At 68.6% G+C, this 15,467-nt stretch carries 14 protein-coding genes; 5 read left to right on the forward strand and 9 right to left on the reverse strand.

The genetic code is table 11. The features are described from left to right. Positions 1–120: 120 nt before the first annotated feature. The 4 genes from A3AG_RS0124510 to pabB all read left to right on the forward strand — a co-directional run bounded on the left by A3AG_RS0124510 (position 121) and on the right by pabB (position 6,279). Positions 121–681 (forward strand): cob(I)yrinic acid a,c-diamide adenosyltransferase, encoded by a 561-nt coding sequence (locus tag A3AG_RS0124510; RefSeq protein ID WP_018007945.1) that lies wholly within the window; start codon positions 121–123, stop codon positions 679–681. A 196-nt stretch (positions 682–877) separates the two neighbouring features. Continuing rightward, complete coding sequence (gene dnaK, locus A3AG_RS0124515) at positions 878–2,824, forward strand: molecular chaperone DnaK (RefSeq protein WP_018007946.1); 1,947 nt, start codon at positions 878–880, stop codon at positions 2,822–2,824. A 171-nt stretch (positions 2,825–2,995) separates the two neighbouring features. Next, positions 2,996–4,129 carry a molecular chaperone DnaJ gene (dnaJ, locus tag A3AG_RS0124520; protein WP_018007947.1) on the forward strand — a complete coding sequence of 378 codons (1,134 nt, stop codon included), beginning with the start codon at positions 2,996–2,998 and terminating at the stop codon, positions 4,127–4,129. A gap of 221 nt (positions 4,130–4,350) precedes the next feature. After that, positions 4,351–6,279 carry an aminodeoxychorismate synthase component I gene (gene pabB / locus A3AG_RS0124525; protein WP_018007948.1) on the forward strand — a complete coding sequence of 643 codons (1,929 nt, stop codon included), beginning with the start codon at positions 4,351–4,353 and terminating at the stop codon, positions 6,277–6,279. Between the two features lie 8 nt (positions 6,280–6,287). Here the strand turns inward: pabB and A3AG_RS0124530 are convergent, their stop codons facing one another. From A3AG_RS0124530 to A3AG_RS0124570, 9 genes are all read right to left on the reverse strand, one after another. Then, positions 6,288–6,986 (reverse strand): ATP-binding cassette domain-containing protein, encoded by a 699-nt coding sequence (locus A3AG_RS0124530; protein ID WP_018007949.1) that lies wholly within the window; start codon positions 6,984–6,986, stop codon positions 6,288–6,290. Then, positions 6,983–7,681 (reverse strand): ABC transporter permease, encoded by a 699-nt coding sequence (locus tag A3AG_RS0124535; RefSeq protein WP_018007950.1) that lies wholly within the window; start codon positions 7,679–7,681, stop codon positions 6,983–6,985. Before A3AG_RS0124535 ends, A3AG_RS0124530 begins: the two co-directional genes overlap by 4 nt. A 4-nt stretch (positions 7,682–7,685) precedes the next feature. Next, a complete protein-coding gene (panB, locus tag A3AG_RS0124540) occupies positions 7,686–8,507 on the reverse strand; it encodes a 3-methyl-2-oxobutanoate hydroxymethyltransferase (protein WP_026164447.1) in 822 nt (273 codons plus the stop codon). A 102-nt stretch (positions 8,508–8,609) separates the two neighbouring features. Then, positions 8,610–9,251, reverse strand: a complete 642-nt coding sequence (locus tag A3AG_RS0124545) for a deoxynucleoside kinase (protein WP_018007952.1) — start codon at positions 9,249–9,251, stop codon at positions 8,610–8,612. Between the two features lie 56 nt (positions 9,252–9,307). Then, positions 9,308–9,847 carry a 2-amino-4-hydroxy-6-hydroxymethyldihydropteridine diphosphokinase gene (gene folK / locus A3AG_RS0124550; protein ID WP_018007953.1) on the reverse strand — a complete coding sequence of 180 codons (540 nt, stop codon included), beginning with the start codon at positions 9,845–9,847 and terminating at the stop codon, positions 9,308–9,310. Further along, positions 9,848–11,377: a polynucleotide adenylyltransferase PcnB gene (pcnB, locus tag A3AG_RS0124555; RefSeq protein WP_018007954.1), complete on the reverse strand. Its 1,530-nt coding sequence runs from the start codon at positions 11,375–11,377 to the stop codon at positions 9,848–9,850. 1 nt (position 11,378) lies between these two features. Then, positions 11,379–12,053: a histidinol-phosphatase gene (locus A3AG_RS0124560; RefSeq protein ID WP_018007955.1), complete on the reverse strand. Its 675-nt coding sequence runs from the start codon at positions 12,051–12,053 to the stop codon at positions 11,379–11,381. 62 nt (positions 12,054–12,115) lie between these two features. Continuing rightward, positions 12,116–12,823, reverse strand: a complete 708-nt coding sequence (gene hda / locus A3AG_RS0124565; RefSeq protein WP_018007956.1) for a DnaA regulatory inactivator Hda — start codon at positions 12,821–12,823, stop codon at positions 12,116–12,118. Positions 12,824–12,895: 72 nt separating this feature from the next. After that, complete coding sequence (locus tag A3AG_RS0124570; protein WP_026164448.1) at positions 12,896–13,966, reverse strand: AI-2E family transporter; 1,071 nt, start codon at positions 13,964–13,966, stop codon at positions 12,896–12,898. 190 nt (positions 13,967–14,156) lie between these two features. Between A3AG_RS0124570 and purM the strand changes: the two genes are divergently transcribed. Next, positions 14,157–15,209: a phosphoribosylformylglycinamidine cyclo-ligase gene (gene purM / locus A3AG_RS0124575; protein ID WP_018007957.1), complete on the forward strand. Its 1,053-nt coding sequence runs from the start codon at positions 14,157–14,159 to the stop codon at positions 15,207–15,209. Positions 15,210–15,467 lie beyond the last annotated feature (258 nt).

A 15,467-nucleotide genomic window follows, 5' to 3' on the forward strand; every position in this document is an offset into this window, starting at 1 on the left:
GCGCAATGGGCATGCGGGTCGATGGCGGCTGCGGCGGTTGCGGCGCGCATGGCGAAGTCACCGGCTCCGGCGCGATAATGCGCCATTTCCCAATGACAAACCGCTGACAAGGAGACCGGCATGGGCAACCGCCTGTCGAAGATCGCCACCCGCACCGGCGACGCCGGCACCACCGGCCTGGGCGACGGCAGCCGCACCGGCAAGGACAGCCTGCGCATCGCCGCCATCGGCGACGTCGATGAACTGAACTGCCACGTCGGCGTGCTGCTGACCGAAGCGCTGCCCGCCGACGTGCGCGCCGCGCTGCTGCATATCCAGCATGACCTGTTCGACCTGGGCGGCGAGCTGTCCATCCCGGGCTACACGCTGCTGAAGCCCGCGCAGGTGGCCCGGCTCGACACCTGGCTGGCCGACTACAACGCCAACCTGCCGCGCCTGGCCGAGTTCATCCTGCCCGGCGGCAGCCGCGCCGCGGCGCAGGCCCATGTGTGCCGCACCGTGTGCCGGCGCGCGGAGCGCGCGCTGGTGGCGCTGGGCGCGGCCGAGGCGCTGAACGAGGCGCCGCGCCAGTACCTGAACCGGCTCTCGGACCTGATGTTCGTGCTGGCGCGGGTGCTGAACCGGGTCGGCGGCGGCTCGGACGTGCTGTGGCAGCGCGATCGTGACGCTGCCGAGAAGTAATCCAGGGGCCACATAACGCGGCCTGTCGGCGCCGCGGGCTCAAGCCGCGGCAGCGGCTGCCGTTGAATGAGGGCAGAAACCGAGAAAATTACTCGGATTTGCCGGTTCTGCCCTTGAAAAGCCCCCGGGCGGCCACATTTCGGCCTCAGGTTGAATTGCAGCGGCGCGGATAGCGCTGGCTCAAGAGGAGAGAATAATGGGTAAGATCATCGGTATCGACCTCGGTACCACCAACAGCTGCGTCGCGATCCTGGAAGGCAACTCGCCCAAGGTCATCGAGAATTCCGAGGGGGCCCGCACCACCCCGTCGATCATCGCCTACATGGAAGACGGCGAGATCCTGGTCGGCGCGCCCGCCAAGCGCCAGGCCGTGACCAACCCGCGTAACACGCTGTACGCGGTCAAGCGCCTGATCGGCCGCAAGTTCGAAGAGAAGGAAGTCCAGAAGGACATCGGCCTGATGCCGTACGCCATCGTCAAGGCCGACAACGGCGACGCCTGGGTGTCGGTGCGCGACCAGAAGCTGGCGCCGCCGCAGGTCTCGGCCGAAGTGCTGCGCAAGATGAAGAAGACCGCCGAGGACTACCTCGGCGAGCCGGTGACCGAAGCCGTGATCACCGTGCCGGCCTACTTCAACGACTCGCAGCGCCAGGCGACCAAGGACGCCGGCCGCATCGCCGGCCTGGACGTCAAGCGCATCATCAACGAGCCGACCGCGGCCGCGCTGGCTTTCGGCCTGGACAAGAACGAGAAGGGCGACCGCAAGATCGCCGTGTATGACCTCGGCGGCGGCACCTTCGACATCTCGATCATCGAGATCGCGGACGTGGACGGCGAGAAGCAGTTCGAAGTGCTGTCGACCAACGGCGACACCTTCCTGGGCGGCGAAGACTTCGACCAGCGCATCATCGACTACATCATCGCCGAGTTCAAGAAGGACCAGGGCGTCGACCTGTCCAAGGACGTGCTCGCGCTGCAGCGCCTGAAGGAAGCCGCCGAAAAGGCCAAGATCGAGCTGTCGAGCTCGCAGCAGACCGAGATCAACCTGCCGTACATCACGGCCGATGCCTCGGGTCCGAAGCACCTGAACCTGAAGATGACCCGCGCCAAGCTGGAATCGCTGGTCGAGGAGCTGATCACCCGCACCATCGAGCCGTGCCGCACCGCGATCAAGGATGCGGGCGTCAAGGTCAGCGACATCGACGACGTGATCCTGGTCGGCGGCATGACCCGGATGCCCAAGGTGCAGGAGCAGGTCAAGGAGTTCTTCGGCAAGGAAGCGCGCAAGGACGTGAACCCGGACGAAGCCGTGGCCGTCGGTGCCGCGATCCAGGGCTCGGTGCTGTCGGGCGACCGCAAGGACGTGCTGCTGCTGGACGTGACGCCGCTGTCGCTGGGTATCGAGACCCTGGGCGGCGTGATGACCAAGATGATCACCAAGAACACCACCATCCCGACCAAGCATGCGCAGGTGTTCTCGACCGCCGACGACAACCAGCCGGCCGTGACCATCAAGGTGTACCAGGGCGAGCGCGAGATGGCCACCGGCAACAAGCTGCTGGGCGAGTTCAACCTCGAGGGCATTCCGCCGGCACCGCGCGGCACGCCGCAGATCGAGGTCTCGTTCGACATCGACGCCAACGGCATCCTGCACGTGGGCGCCAAGGACAAGGCCAGCGGCAAGGAAAACCGGATCACCATCAAGGCCAACTCGGGCCTGTCGGAAGACGAGATCCAGCGCATGGTCAAGGACGCCGAGGCCAACGCCGAGGAAGACAAGAAGGCCCGCGAGCTGGCTGATGCCCGCAACCAGGCCGACGCGCTGATCCACTCGACCAAGAAGGCGCTGACCGAGTACGGCGACAAGCTCGACGCGGGCGAGAAGGAAAAGATCGAAGCCGCGATCAAGGCACTGGAAGACGCCGCACGCGGCGGCGACAAGACCGAGATCGACGCCAAGGTCAACGCGCTGTCCGAAGTCAGCCAGAAGCTGGGCGAGAAGGTCTACGCCGACATGCAGGCCAAGGCCGGCGAAGGCGCCGCGGCCGGTGCCGCGGGTGCTGCCGGCGGCCAGCAGCAGGCCCAACCGCAGGACGACAACGTTGTGGACGCCGAATTCAAGGAAGTCAACGACAAGAAGTAATCGGGATACGCGGGCGGCGGTGCAGGCACTGGCCGGCGCCGCACCCGTCCCGACGCCGGGCGACGGCCATCAGACCTGCGGGAAACCGCCGTCGGATGCCGCGCTCGGCTTTTTTGCTATTCGCCGGCCCGTGCCGCTTGCACCCGCCGGCCAATGAGGTAATGAGCCACCATGGCAAAACGTGACTATTACGAAGTGCTCGGGGTAGGCAAGAACGCGAGCGAAGACGAAGTCAAGAAGGCTTATCGCAAGCTCGCGATGAAATACCACCCGGACCGCAATCCGGACAGCAAGGAATCCGAGGAAAAATTCAAGGAGGCCAAGGAGGCCTACGAGATGCTTTCCGACCCGGAGAAGAAGGCCGCGTATGACCAGTACGGCCATGCCGGCGTGGACCCGAACATGGCGGGCGGTTTCGGCGGCGCGCAGGGCTACGGCGGCTTCGCCGAGGCCTTCGGCGATATCTTCGGCGACATCTTCGGCCAGGGCGGCGGTCGCCGTGGCGGCGGCGGCCCGCAGGCCTACCGCGGCGCCGACCTGCGCTACAGCATGGAGATCTCGCTGGAGCAGGCCGCGCACGGCCACGAGGCACAGATCCGCGTGCCGCACTGGGACGACTGCGACCACTGCCACGGCAACGGCGCCGAGCCCGGCTCGAGCGTGGAAACCTGCCCGACCTGCCACGGCGCCGGCCAGGTGCGCGTGTCGCAGGGCTTCTTCACCATGCAGCAGACCTGCCCGAAGTGCCACGGCAGCGGCAAGTTCATCCCCAAGCCCTGCACCAAGTGCCACGGCCAGGGCAAGCTGAAGTCGCAGAAGACGCTGGAAGTGAAGATCCCGGCCGGCATCGACGAAGGCATGCGGATCCGATCGTCCGGCAACGGCGAGCCGGGCATCAACGGCGGCCCCCCGGGCGACCTGTATGTGGAAGTCCACATCAAGCCGCACGCGGTGTTCGAGCGCGACGGCGACGACCTGCACTGCCAGATGCCGATCTCGTTCGCCACCGCGGCGCTGGGCGGCGACCTGGAAGTGCCGACGCTGAGCGGCAAGGCCACCTTCCCGGTGCCCGAGGCCACCCAGTCCGGCAAGACCTTCCGGCTGCGCGGCAAGGGTATCAAGGGCGTGCGCTCGGGCTACCCGGGCGACCTCTACGTGCATGTGAACGTGGAGACGCCGGTCAAGCTGACCGAGGCGCAGAAGGAAATGCTGCGCCAGTTCGACCGCTCGGTGCACGAGGGCGGCTCGCGCCACAGCCCGCAGGAAACCTCCTGGCTGGACAAGGTGAAGAGCTTCTTCAGCTGATCCGGCTTGGCGGAATGGAACCGGCCACGTGCAAGCGTGGCCGGTTTTGTTTTTGGCGCATGACGCCGGCGCACCACGGGTTTGCTCGCCTCTCCCGCCTGCGGGAGAGGGGCCGGGGGAGAGGGCCGGCGTATCCATCGCCACCATCCTTGCGCCGCGCGATAATGCATGCCTGCGCCCTGCCGGTACGCCGGCAATCCTGTTTTTCCTGACGATTTCCCGTGGTAGCAAGCACCCAGCGCCCCCCCTTTCCCCCAGCCCCTCTCCCGCAAGCGGGAGAGGGAAGCACGCAAGCGGGCGGCGATGACGCCTTCGTCCTGCTCGACGACGCCACCGCAACCGCCGGGCAACCCGCATCCCGGCTCTACACCGGCTTCGTCCACGCAGATCTGCTGCCCTCCGGCAGCGACATCGCCCGGCTCGACGCCATGCTGGCCGAAGGCTGGCGCCAGGGCTGGCACGCCACCCTGTTCGCGCCCTACGAATTCGGTGGTGCGCTGGTCGATGCGCCGGTGCATACCGGCAACGCCATGCCGTTCCACGACGGCGCGCTGCGCGTGCTGTGGTTCCGCGCGCTGCAACGGCTCGATGCCGAGGCGGTGGCGGCGTGGCTGCAAGCCCATGCGCAGCCACGGCCTGCGGGCCTGATGGATATCGCTTCCGATACCTCGCGCGCTGCCTTCGGCGACGCCATCGCGCGCATCCACCAATGGATCGAAGCGGGCGACACCTACCAGGTCAACTACACCCAGCGCCTGCGCTGCAATGCCTTCGGCGATCCGGTGGCGCTGTACGCGGCGCTGCGGGCCGCGCAGCCGGTGCCTTATGGCGTGCTGGCGCGGCTGCCGGACGACGCCATGGTGCTGTCGCTGTCGCCCGAGCTGTTCGTGCGCCACGACGGCCAGGGCCATCTGCTGACGCGGCCGATGAAGGGCACCGCACCGCGCGCCGGCGATGCCGCGCGCGATGCGCAGGCCGCCGCCGCGCTGGCCGCCGACGCCAAGAACCGGGCCGAAAACGTGATGATCGTCGACCTGCTGCGCAACGACCTGGGCCGCATCGCGCAGCCGGGCAGCGTGGCGGTGCCGGAGCGTTTCGCGGTGCACCCGTTCGGCGCGGTGCTGCAGATGACCTCGACCGTGACGGCGACGGCGCGGCCCGGCGCCGGCTTCGGCGCGCTGATGGCGGCGCTGTTCCCGTGCGGCTCGATTACCGGCGCGCCCAAGCGCCGCACCATGCAGATCATCACCGAGCTCGAGCGCGCGCCGCGCGGGCTCTACACCGGCGCGATCGGCTGGATCGAGGCGCCTTCCGGCGCGGCCATGGCCGGACCGTTCGCGCTGTCGGTGGCGATCCGCACGCTGGTGCTCGCGCCGCCCGCGGCGAGCGCACTGCGCGCCGGCGAGATGGGCGTGGGCGGCGGCATCGTCCATGACAGCGTGGCCGCGGAGGAATTCGCCGAATGCGGCTGGAAGGCGCGCTTCCTGACCCGGCACGATCCCGGCTTCACACTGTTCGAGACCGTCCGCGTGCAAGACGGCGCGTGCCCGCACCTGGCACGGCACCTCGCGCGCATCGGGGCGTCGGCGCGGGCATTCGGCTTCGCCTTCGACGCCGACGCCGCGCGCGACGCGGTGGCCGCGCAGGCGGTACAACTGGGCGCCGGCAGCTGGCGCCTGCGCCTGAGCGTGGACAAGTCCGGCACGCTGGCGTTTGCCAGCGGCGCGCTGGCGCCGTTGCCGGCGGGGCCGGTCGGTGTCGACCTCGCCCCGGACCCGCTGCCACTTGCCGACCCGCTGCGCCGCCACAAGACCAGTGCGCGCGCGGCCTTCGATGCCGGCTGGCAGGCCGCCGAGCGTGCCGGCGGCTTCGACCGGCTGTTCTTCAACACGCGCGGCGAACTGCTCGAGGGCGGGCGCAGCTCGGTGTTCGTGCGCGTCGATGGCCGCTGGCTGACGCCGCCGCTGTCGGCCGACATCCTGCCGGGCGTGATGCGGGCGGTGGTGCTGGAGACGGGCGGCGCGGCGCTGGGCGCGCCGGGCGAGCCGGTCGAAGAAGCCGTGGTCACACGCGCGATGCTGGCGCGCGCCGAGGCCATCGTGCTGGTCAACGCCTTGCGCGGTGTGATGCCGGCGAAGTTGGCGGCCTAGCGCGTTGGCTACGGGTGGTGGGTGTCGAGCACGCCGTCGCCCAGTTTCCAGCGCACCACGCCCGGCAGGTTGATCAGCTCGCGGTCGTGGCAGATCATCACCACGGTGCGGCCTTCGGCGGCGAGGTCGCCGACCAGCGCGATCACCTGCTCGCGCGCATGGCCGTCGAGGCTGGAGGTGGGTTCGTCGAGCAGCAGCAACTCCGGCTCGAGCACCTTGGCGCGCGCCAGCGCGACGCGCTGGATCTCGCCGCCGGACAGGTATTCGGGCGCGGTGTCCTGCAGGTGCGAGACCCCGGCCCAGCCCAGCGCCTCGCCCACGCGAAGGTCGATCTGATGGCGCGGCAGGCCGCGCGCGCGCAGGCCGTAGGCGATGTTCTCGCGCACCGACGTGCGGAACAGGTAGGGATGCTGGTGCAGGTAGGCAATGCGCCGGCGCAGCGCCGGCGGCAACGGCGTCAGCGCCGCGCTGTGGGCGTGGCCGTGCGCATCGGTCCAGTGCGCGACCGCGCCGGGCGCGGGCTCCAGCCCGGCCAGCATGCGCAGCAGCGTGGTCTTGCCGGCGCCGTTCATGCCGGTCATGACGATCGCGGTGGCGCGCGGGATCACCAGCGTGTCGATGGCAAACAGCTTGCGCAGGCCGATGCTGCGCGCCAGCCCGCGCACGATCAGCAGCGGGCCGTGGTCGGCGGCAACGGTCGGTGTCATCGGCGAAAGCCTCCGGCCCCCTGCAGCCAGGCCATGCCGATATTGACCAGCAGCGCCAGCGCCACCAGCACCAGGCCCAGCGCAATGCCCTGCGCGAATTCGCCCTTGCTGGTTTCCAGCGCGATCGCCGTGGTGATGGTGCGGGTCGAGCCTTCGATATTGCCGCCGATCATCAGCGCCGAGCCCACTTCGGCAATGACCCGTCCAAAGCCGGCGACCACCGCCGCCATCAGCCCGAAGCGCAGTTCGCGCAGCACCGTGACGAAGGTGCGCCAGCGGCCGGCGCCCAGCACCCAGGCGGTTTCGCGCAGGCGCACGTCGGCACCCTGCAGCGTCGACAGCGCAAACGCCAGCACCACCGGGAAGCCGATCACCGCCTGTCCCAGCACCATGCCGGCCGGGGTAAACAGCAGGTGCAGGCTGCCCAGCGGACCCTGGCGCGTCAGCAGCAGGTAGAGGATCAGCCCGACCAGCACGGTCGGGAACGACAGGAAAGCCTGCGCCACCACCACCAGCGCGCGCCGGCCCGGGAACTGCCGCGTGGCGATCAGCCAGGCCGCGGCGATGGCCGGCACGGTGGCGATCGCCAGCCCCAGCACCGCCACCACCAGCGAGGTCCAGACGATGAACCACAGGCCGGCGTCGCCGCTGGCCAGCAGGCGGAAGGCTTCGGCGGTGGCGCTGCCGATCTCCACCGCGTCAGGCGGAGAAGGTGTGCTCGGCGGCGGGGAAGCTGCCGTCCTTGACGGCCGCCACGTAGGCGCGCACCGCGGCCTCGATCGAGGGCTGGCCGTCCATGAAGTTGCGCACGAACTTGGCCTTGCGGCCGGGGTAGATATTGAGCATGTCCTGCAGAACCAGCACCTGGCCCGTGCAGTCGGCGCCGGCGCCGATGCCGATGGTGGGCACCGCCAGCGATTGCGTGATCTCGCCGGCCAGCGCCGCCGGCACCGCCTCCATCAGCACCACCTGGGCGCCGGCGGCCTGCAGCGCCAGCGCGTCGCGCCTGAGCTGGGCCGCGCCCGCATCGGTCTTGCCCTGCACCCTGAAGCCGCCCAGCGCGTGCACCGACTGCGGCGTCAGGCCGATATGCGCGCACACCGGGATGCTGCGCTCGACCAGGAACTTGACGATCGGCGCCAGCCAGTCGCCGCCTTCGAGCTTGACCATCTGCGCGCCCGCCTTCATCAGCGTGACGGCGCTGGCAAACGCGGCTTCCGGGGTCGGATAGGTGCCAAACGGCAGGTCGGTCAGCAGCAGCGCGGTCTGGTTGCCGCGCGCGGCGCATTCGGTGTGGTAGGCCATCTGTTCCAGCGTGACCGGCAGCGTGGTCTGCTGGCCCTGCATCACATTGCCCAGCGAGTCGCCCACCAGGATCATCTCGACGCCGCAGTAGTCGAGCAGCGCGGCGAAGCTGGAGTCGTACGCGGTCAGCATGGCGATTTTCTCGCCGGCGTCACGCATCGCCTGCAGTTTGGGAATGGTGATGGTCTTGCGGGAGGGATCGAGGAGGTAGCTCATGGCAGTGCCCGTGTAGGACGGCCTTGCCGGTGCCGGGAGGGCTGCCCGCACGGCAACGACAGCCGTCGTTATTGTGTTGTGTCTGGCAGGCGAGCGGGCCTGTCAGGGCGCGGCGAGATTGAGAAAGGCCTTGCGGCCGCGCATGTTTTCGATGCGCGACAGTAGTGTACGGAAATCGTCGTCATTGTCCACCGGATTGAAGTGGGCGGTGTCGACCACCAGCACCGGGGCGTCGTCGTAGCGGTGGAACAGTTCGCCATAGGCGCCGGCCAGGCGCTGCAGGTAGTGTTCGTCGATGCCGGCCTCGCCCGGCTCGCCGCGGCGCACGATGCGCTCGCGCAAGAGCGATGGTGTCGCCTGCAGCACGATCACCAGGTCGGCGCGCTGCGGCGGCAGCGCCAGCCGCGCGGCGATGGCGTCGTACAGCGCCAGTTCGTCCGCGGACAGGGTCAGCGCGGCATGCAGGCGATCCCTGGCGATCAGGAAGTTGCTGACCATGCGCTGGCCCGAGGCAACGCCGGCCTGCCACTGCTGCAGCTGCACCGCGCGCTGGGTCAGGCACCACAGCTGCAGCGCCAGCGCGTGGCGCGCGGGGTCGCGGTAGAACGGCTCGAGGAACGGGCTGCGGCGGGCGTGGTCGGGCAGCTCCTGCGCCTGCAGCGTGCGCGCCAGGCGCTGCGCCAGCGAGGTCTTGCCCGATCCGACGGGGCCTTCGACGACAATGCGGCGCAGGTGATCGAGCATGGCGCTCCGGGCGTCAGTGAGGGGGATGGCAGCGCCGCGGGCGCTGCCGGGCGGGATCAGCCGGGCGTGCCGCCATTGCCAGTCTCGCCGGCGGCGGCCTGCATGCGCAGGCACTTGCAGGTGGAGACCTTCTCGATGCGCTGCGCGCCCACGCCGGGCAGGTAGTCGGCGGCGCGGCCGCGCCCCGGGATCGCCAGCGCGGCGTCCAGCTCCAAGAGCGGCACCAGCGTGAAGGCGCGCTCGGTCAGGCGCGGGTGCGGCACGGTCAGGTGCTCGTGGTCGTGCTGTTCGTCGCCGAACAGCAGCAGGTCCAGGTCGAGCGTGCGCGGCGCGTTGCGGAACGGGCGCTCGCGGCCGAACTGGTCTTCGATGTGGTGGCAGATGCGCAGCAGCTGCGACGCCGTGAACGAAGTCTGCACCTTGACCACCGCGTTGTAGTAGTCGTCGCCGCCGGCATCGACCGGCGCGGTGCGATAGAGCGAGGAACGCGCCAGCACCGTGATGCCGACCTGCTGGGCCAGGCACACGATGGCGTCCTTGATGGCCTGGCGCGCATCGCCAAGATTTGCGCCGATGCCGATGAAGGCGAGAGTCATTTACGTTTCCTCCGGCTGGCCGGGGCCGGCATGTGCTGCCTCGCCCGCGTCCGAGTCGCTCCGGGAAGAAACTTTATCCGATTTCCGCGGACCGCGCCGGCGGCGCTTCTTGCGCGCCGGGCCTTCGCCTTCCGCGCCCTGGGCCCCGCCCTGGCCGCCACCCTGGCCGCGCGCGCTGCGCACGGCGTCGATCAGGTCTTCGCGCTCATGCGGCTCGGCGTTCTGGAAATCGTTCCACCAGCCGGCCAGCTCTTCCGGCAGCTCGCCGGACTGGCAGCGCAGCACCAGGAAATCGTAGCCGGCGCGAAAGCGCGGCGACTCCAGCAGGCGGAACGGCATGCGGCCCACGCGCTTCTCGAAGCGCGGCTGCATGCCCCAGATATCGCGCATGTCGGTGACGAAGCGGCGCTGGATCGCGAGCTGGCCGGTCTGCTTTTCCAGCACCGTGTCCATGGCCGCGTTGAGCGCGGCGATGGCGTGCTCGCCCTCGTCGCGCAGCTTGTTCCAGCGCTGCAGCACGTGGTGCCACAGCAGCGCGGCGAACAGGAAGCCCGGCGACACCGGCTTGCCGGCCTGTACGCGGCGGTCGGTGTTGTCCAGCGCCAGCTGCACGAAGCGCTGGCCCATGGGCTGCTCCAGCGCCACGTCCAGCAGCGGCAGCAGGCCCTTGTGCAGGCCCGCCTTGCGCAGCTCCTGGAGCGAGGCCCAGGCGTGGCCGGACATCAGCAGCTTGAGCATCTCGTCGAACAGGCGCGCGCTCGGCACGTTGTGGATCAGCTCGGCCAGGCCGGCGATCGGCAGGCGCGTGGCCTCGTCGATGTCGAAGCCGGTCTTGGCTGCGAAGCGCACCACGCGCAGCATCCGCACCGGGTCTTCGCGATAGCGCGTGGCCGGGTCGCCGATCATGCGCAGCAGGCGCGCGCGGATGTCTTCCATGCCGTGATGGTAGTCATGCACGGTCTGCGCGGCGGGGTCGTAGTACATCGCGTTGATGGTGAAGTCGCGGCGTTCCGCGTCTTCGGCCTGCGAGCCCCACACGTTGTCGCGCAGCACCCGGCCCGAGGCGTCGATCGCATGGGTCTTGCTGTCGAGCTCGGCGCGCTTCAGGCGCCGGCCTTCGGGCAGGGTCTCGCTGGCGATGGCGTCGACCAGCGCGCGGAAGGTCGAGACCTCGATGATTTCCTGCTCGCGCCCGCCGTAGAAGGTCACGTGCACGATCTGGAAGCGCCGGCCGATGATGCGCGAGCGGCGGAACAGCGACTGCACCTGCTCGGGCGTGGCATTGGTGGCGACGTCGAAGTCCTTGGGCTTGATGCCGAGCAGCAGGTCGCGCACCGCGCCGCCGACGATATAGGCCTGGTAGCCGGCCTGCTGCAGCGTCGAGGTGACCTTGACGGCATTGCGTGACAGCAGCGTGGGGTCGATCTGGTGCTCGTCGACGTTGACGATGCGCGGCGTATGGGCGCGGCCGGTGCGGCGCTGCTTGGGGCCGGGTTTGCCCAGCAGCCGGGTAATGAGCTTCTTGATCACGTCAGAACAGATCCATGATGCGCCAGCCGGCCGCGGCGGCGTGGTGGCGCAGGCGATCGTCCGGGTTGGTGGCGATCGGCTCGGAGACCTTTTCCAGCAGGGGCAGGTCGTTGGCCGAGTCGCTGTAGAAGGTGGTGGTCTCGAAGTTGTCCCAGCCCGCGCCCTGGGCCTTGAGCCAGGCCTCGACGCGGGTGATCTTGCCTTCGCGGAAGCTGGGCACGCCCTCGACCTCGCCGGTGAACTGGCTCTCGGGCTTGCCGTCGACGGTGGCCGGCTCGGTCGCGATCAGGTGCTTGATGCCGAAGGCCGCGGCGATCGGCGCGGTGACGAAGCTGTTGGTGGCGGTGACCACGGCGCACAGGTCGCCGGCTTCGAGGTGCTTGTAGACCAGCGCGCGCGCCTGCGGCGTGATCACCGGGTCGATCACCTCGTGCATGAAGCGCACCCGCATGGCATCGAGCCGGTCGCGCGGGTTGGCCGCCAGCGGCGCCAGCGCAAAGCGCAGGAAGGCCTGGATATCGAGCGTGCCGGCCTTGTAGTGGCCGTAGAACTCGTCGTTCTTCTGCCGGTAGATTACCTCGTCGACGACGCCCAGGCGGACCAGGAAGCGGCCCCATTCATGGTCGCTGTCGGTCGGGATCAGGGTGTGGTCGAGGTCAAAGAGTGCCAGATTCATGGGCGGCGATTTTACCTGAAGGCAGGATGGGGGGAGGGAGCGTGCGGGGCCGGGGCGGTCGCCTAATCCCGGAATTCGGCGAACATCTCGCGCAGCAGCGGCAGCGTGACCGGCCGCTTGCGCTCGAGCGAATAGGTGTCGAGCGCGTCCAGCAGCGCCATCAGGCTGGGCATGTCGCGGTAATGCCGCGTCACCAGCCAGTGCGTGATCTCGGGTGACAGCTGCAGCCCGCGCTCGCGTGCGGCATGAAGCACGGCAGCCTTCTTGTCGTCGTCGGACAAGGGCGCGACCTGGTACACCAGGCCCCAGCCCAGCCGGGTGCGCAGGTCTTCGCGAACCGGCATCGCGCGCGGCGCCAGGCCGCCCGCCACCACCAGCGCGGTGCGCCCGTGCGCGCGCACCTCGTTGTAGAGCGAGAACACCGCGATCTGGCGCGCTTCGTCGAGCAGCTCGACGTCGTCGACGGTGTAAAGCTGGCACCAGGGGTCGAACAGGAAATCGGAGAGCGGGTGGTGCGGGCTCAGGTAGCGGCAGCGGATGCCGTGTTGCGGCCCGGCCTCGCACACCGCATGCAGCAGATGGGTGCGGCCGCAGCCGACCTCGCCCCACAGGTAGATCAGGCGGTCGCTGGCATGCTCCTGCGCCAGCGCCGGCGACAGCTCGCGCAGCCGCTGCACCGCCTCGCGGTTGGACGCCACCACGAAATTCTCGAAGGTCGAAGGCGGCGGGCTGCCCAGCTCGAGCGACAGTTGCTTGGGACGCGGGGACATGACGTATGGCTAACTTCGGCTAGATTCGTGGAGCGGATAGCGGACAGCGGGTAGCGGACAGGGCAGCAGCCGTTATTTTCGATAGAGATCGCTGGCCAGGTAAACCCGCCGCAGCTGGCGCGCCCCCACCAGCAGCACGGCGCAGGTCGGCAGCGCCAGCAGCACGCCGAAGAAGCCGAACAGCTGGCCGAAGGCGAGCAGCGCGAAGATCACCACCAGCGGGTGCAGGCCGATGCGCTCGCCCACCAGCCTTGGGGTCAGGTAGAAGCTCTCGATGAACTGGCCGAAGCCGTAGACCACCGCCACCGCGGCCAGGCCGTACCAGTTGCCGAACTGCAGCAGCGCGGCCAGGATCGCCATCACCAGGCCGACGCCGAAGCCAATATACGGGATAAACACCGCCAGCCCGGTGAAGACCCCGACCGGCACGCCGATATCGAAGCCGGCAATGGTCAGCCCGATCGAGTAGATCGCCGCCAGGATCACCATCACCAGGATCTGGCCGCGCAGGTATTGCGACAGCAGCGCGTCGGTTTCGTTGGTCAGTTCGCGCACCTTGGGCACCCAGCGGCGCGGCACCACGCCCTCGATGCGGCGCATCACCATGTGCCAGTCCATCATCAGGTAGAACATGACGATGGGCACGATGAAGACGATGCCCGCCACCGTGATCAGCGCCGAACCCGACATCTTGACGTAGTTCAGCAGCACCACCAGCAGGTCTTCCGGGCTGGCGGCGAAGCGGTCCGACATCATGTTGCGCAGGCCGGGAAAGTCGAAGCGCACGCGCACGCCGAACTCGGCCAGCCGCGGCGACACCACCGAATTGAGCTTCTTCAGCAGGATTGGCAATTGCTCGCGCACCTGCGGGATCTCGCGCTGGAGCACCGCGATCAGCAGCAGCACCAGCATCACGCAGACCACCGTCAGCAGCAGGATCATCAGCGTCACGCCGATCGCCCGCGGCACGCGGCGGCGCTGCAGCCAGTCGACGCCGGGGTTCAGGATATAGGCGAAGATGAATGCGAACAGGAACGGAGTCAGCACCGGCGCCAGCGCGATGACGGCGGCGAACAGCGCCACGGCCAGGACGATCCACAGCAGGATGCGCTTGGCCTCTTGGTTCAACAGCGGGGCATTCATCAAGGGTTGCAGGTGGGCGGCAGCGCGGTTTGCGGCGCGGTCTCGCCGGAAACTGGAGCGGGGGGCCTCTATCCGTTAAAATTGCGATTCTACTGGACTCGCGCCCGCCTTCCGATGCCATGCGACGGAAGCGACGGTGGCCCGAGGGCCGAATTCCTCACTTTATTTCCTCCAGGACAAGCAGGTTCCCATGAGCGCATCCCCGACCGCCGGCCAGGCAGGCCTTTCCTACCGCGACGCCGGTGTTGACATCGATGCCGGCGACGCGCTGGTCGACCGCATCAAGCCGTTTGCCAAGCGCACCATGCGCGAGGGCGTGATGGCGGGCATCGGCGGGTTCGGTGCGCTGTTCGAGCTGTCGAAGAAATTCCAGGAGCCGGTGCTGGTGTCGGGCACCGATGGCGTCGGCACCAAGCTCAAGCTGGCGTTCCAGCTGAACCGCCATGACACCGTCGGCCAGGACCTGGTCGCCATGAGCGTCAACGACATCCTGGTGCAGGGCGCCGAGCCGCTGTTCTTCCTCGACTACTTCGCCTGCGGCAAGCTCGACGTCGACACCGCCGCGACCGTGATCCAGGGCATTGCCCGCGGCTGCGAGCTGGCCGGCTGCGCGCTGATCGGCGGCGAAACCGCCGAAATGCCGAGCATGTACCCGGACGGCGAATACGACCTGGCCGGCTTTGCCGTCGGCGCGGTCGAGAAGAAGAAGATCATCGATGGCAGCACCATCGCCGCGGGCGACGTGGTGCTGGGCCTGGCTTCGTCGGGCGCGCATTCCAACGGCTACTCGCTGGTGCGCAAGATCATCGAGGTGGCCAAGCCGGACCTGAACGCCGACTTCCACGGCCAGCGCCTGCAGGATGCGATCATGGCGCCGACGCGGATCTACGTGAAGCCGCTGCTGTCGCTGATCGAGACCCTGCCGGTCAAGGGCATGGCCCACATCACCGGCGGCGGCCTGACCGAGAACGTGCCGCGCGTGCTGGCGCAGGATGTCACCGCGGTGCTGCATCGCGACGCCTGGACGCTGCCGCCGCTGTTCCAGTGGCTGCAGGCGCAGGGCCGCGTGGCCGACGACGAAATGCACCGTGTCTTCAACTGCGGCATCGGCATGGTCGTGATCGTTGCCAAGGAAGACGCCGAACGCGCCATCCGCCACCTGCAGGCCGCCGGCGAAGCCGTGTGGCAGATCGGTGAGATCCGCGCGCGGGCCGAGGGCGAGGCCCAGACCATCGTGATCTGACGCCAGCTCGGCACCAATGGAAAACGGCGCATGCCTTCGGGCATGCGCCGTTTTTTTTCGTCCTTGCGCCGGTGGCTAGGTGTTAACCCGAGGGGGCGGCAGCGAAGCCAGCCATTTTGCGGACCGTGCCGCATGCGTGCATTGCACCAAAATCCAGCATGCATATGCACCACTTCTGACAAACAATATTTCACTTGATTGTATGGCGGTTTATGGCCTAATGTACTGAGCAAAGGCGAGGCACATGCATGCCTCGTC

The organism is Cupriavidus neocaledonicus (genome assembly GCF_000372525.1).
Taxonomy (GTDB): Bacteria; Pseudomonadota; Gammaproteobacteria; order Burkholderiales; family Burkholderiaceae; genus Cupriavidus; species Cupriavidus neocaledonicus.

What these genes read in the sequence shown, in the direction of transcription:
- folK (WP_018007953.1), bottom strand. Translation starts at nt 9,847, where the DNA reads ATGACTCTCGCCTTCATCGGCATCGGCGCAAATCTTGGCGATGCGCGC.
- A3AG_RS0124560 (WP_018007955.1), bottom strand. Translation starts at nt 12,053, where the DNA reads ATGAATCTGGCACTCTTTGACCTCGACCACACCCTGATCCCGACCGAC.
- A3AG_RS0124510 (WP_018007945.1), top strand. Translation starts at nt 121, where the DNA reads ATGGGCAACCGCCTGTCGAAGATCGCCACCCGCACCGGCGACGCCGGC.
- hda (WP_018007956.1), bottom strand. Translation starts at nt 12,823, where the DNA reads ATGTCCCCGCGTCCCAAGCAACTGTCGCTCGAGCTGGGCAGCCCGCCG.
- A3AG_RS0124545 (WP_018007952.1), bottom strand. Translation starts at nt 9,251, where the DNA reads ATGCTCGATCACCTGCGCCGCATTGTCGTCGAAGGCCCCGTCGGATCG.
- A3AG_RS0124570 (WP_026164448.1), bottom strand. Translation starts at nt 13,966, where the DNA reads ATGAATGCCCCGCTGTTGAACCAAGAGGCCAAGCGCATCCTGCTGTGG.
- A3AG_RS0124530 (WP_018007949.1), bottom strand. Translation starts at nt 6,986, where the DNA reads ATGACACCGACCGTTGCCGCCGACCACGGCCCGCTGCTGATCGTGCGC.
- purM (WP_018007957.1), top strand. Translation starts at nt 14,157, where the DNA reads ATGAGCGCATCCCCGACCGCCGGCCAGGCAGGCCTTTCCTACCGCGAC.
- dnaK (WP_018007946.1), top strand. Translation starts at nt 878, where the DNA reads ATGGGTAAGATCATCGGTATCGACCTCGGTACCACCAACAGCTGCGTC.
- dnaJ (WP_018007947.1), top strand. Translation starts at nt 2,996, where the DNA reads ATGGCAAAACGTGACTATTACGAAGTGCTCGGGGTAGGCAAGAACGCG.
- panB (WP_026164447.1), bottom strand. Translation starts at nt 8,507, where the DNA reads ATGAGCTACCTCCTCGATCCCTCCCGCAAGACCATCACCATTCCCAAA.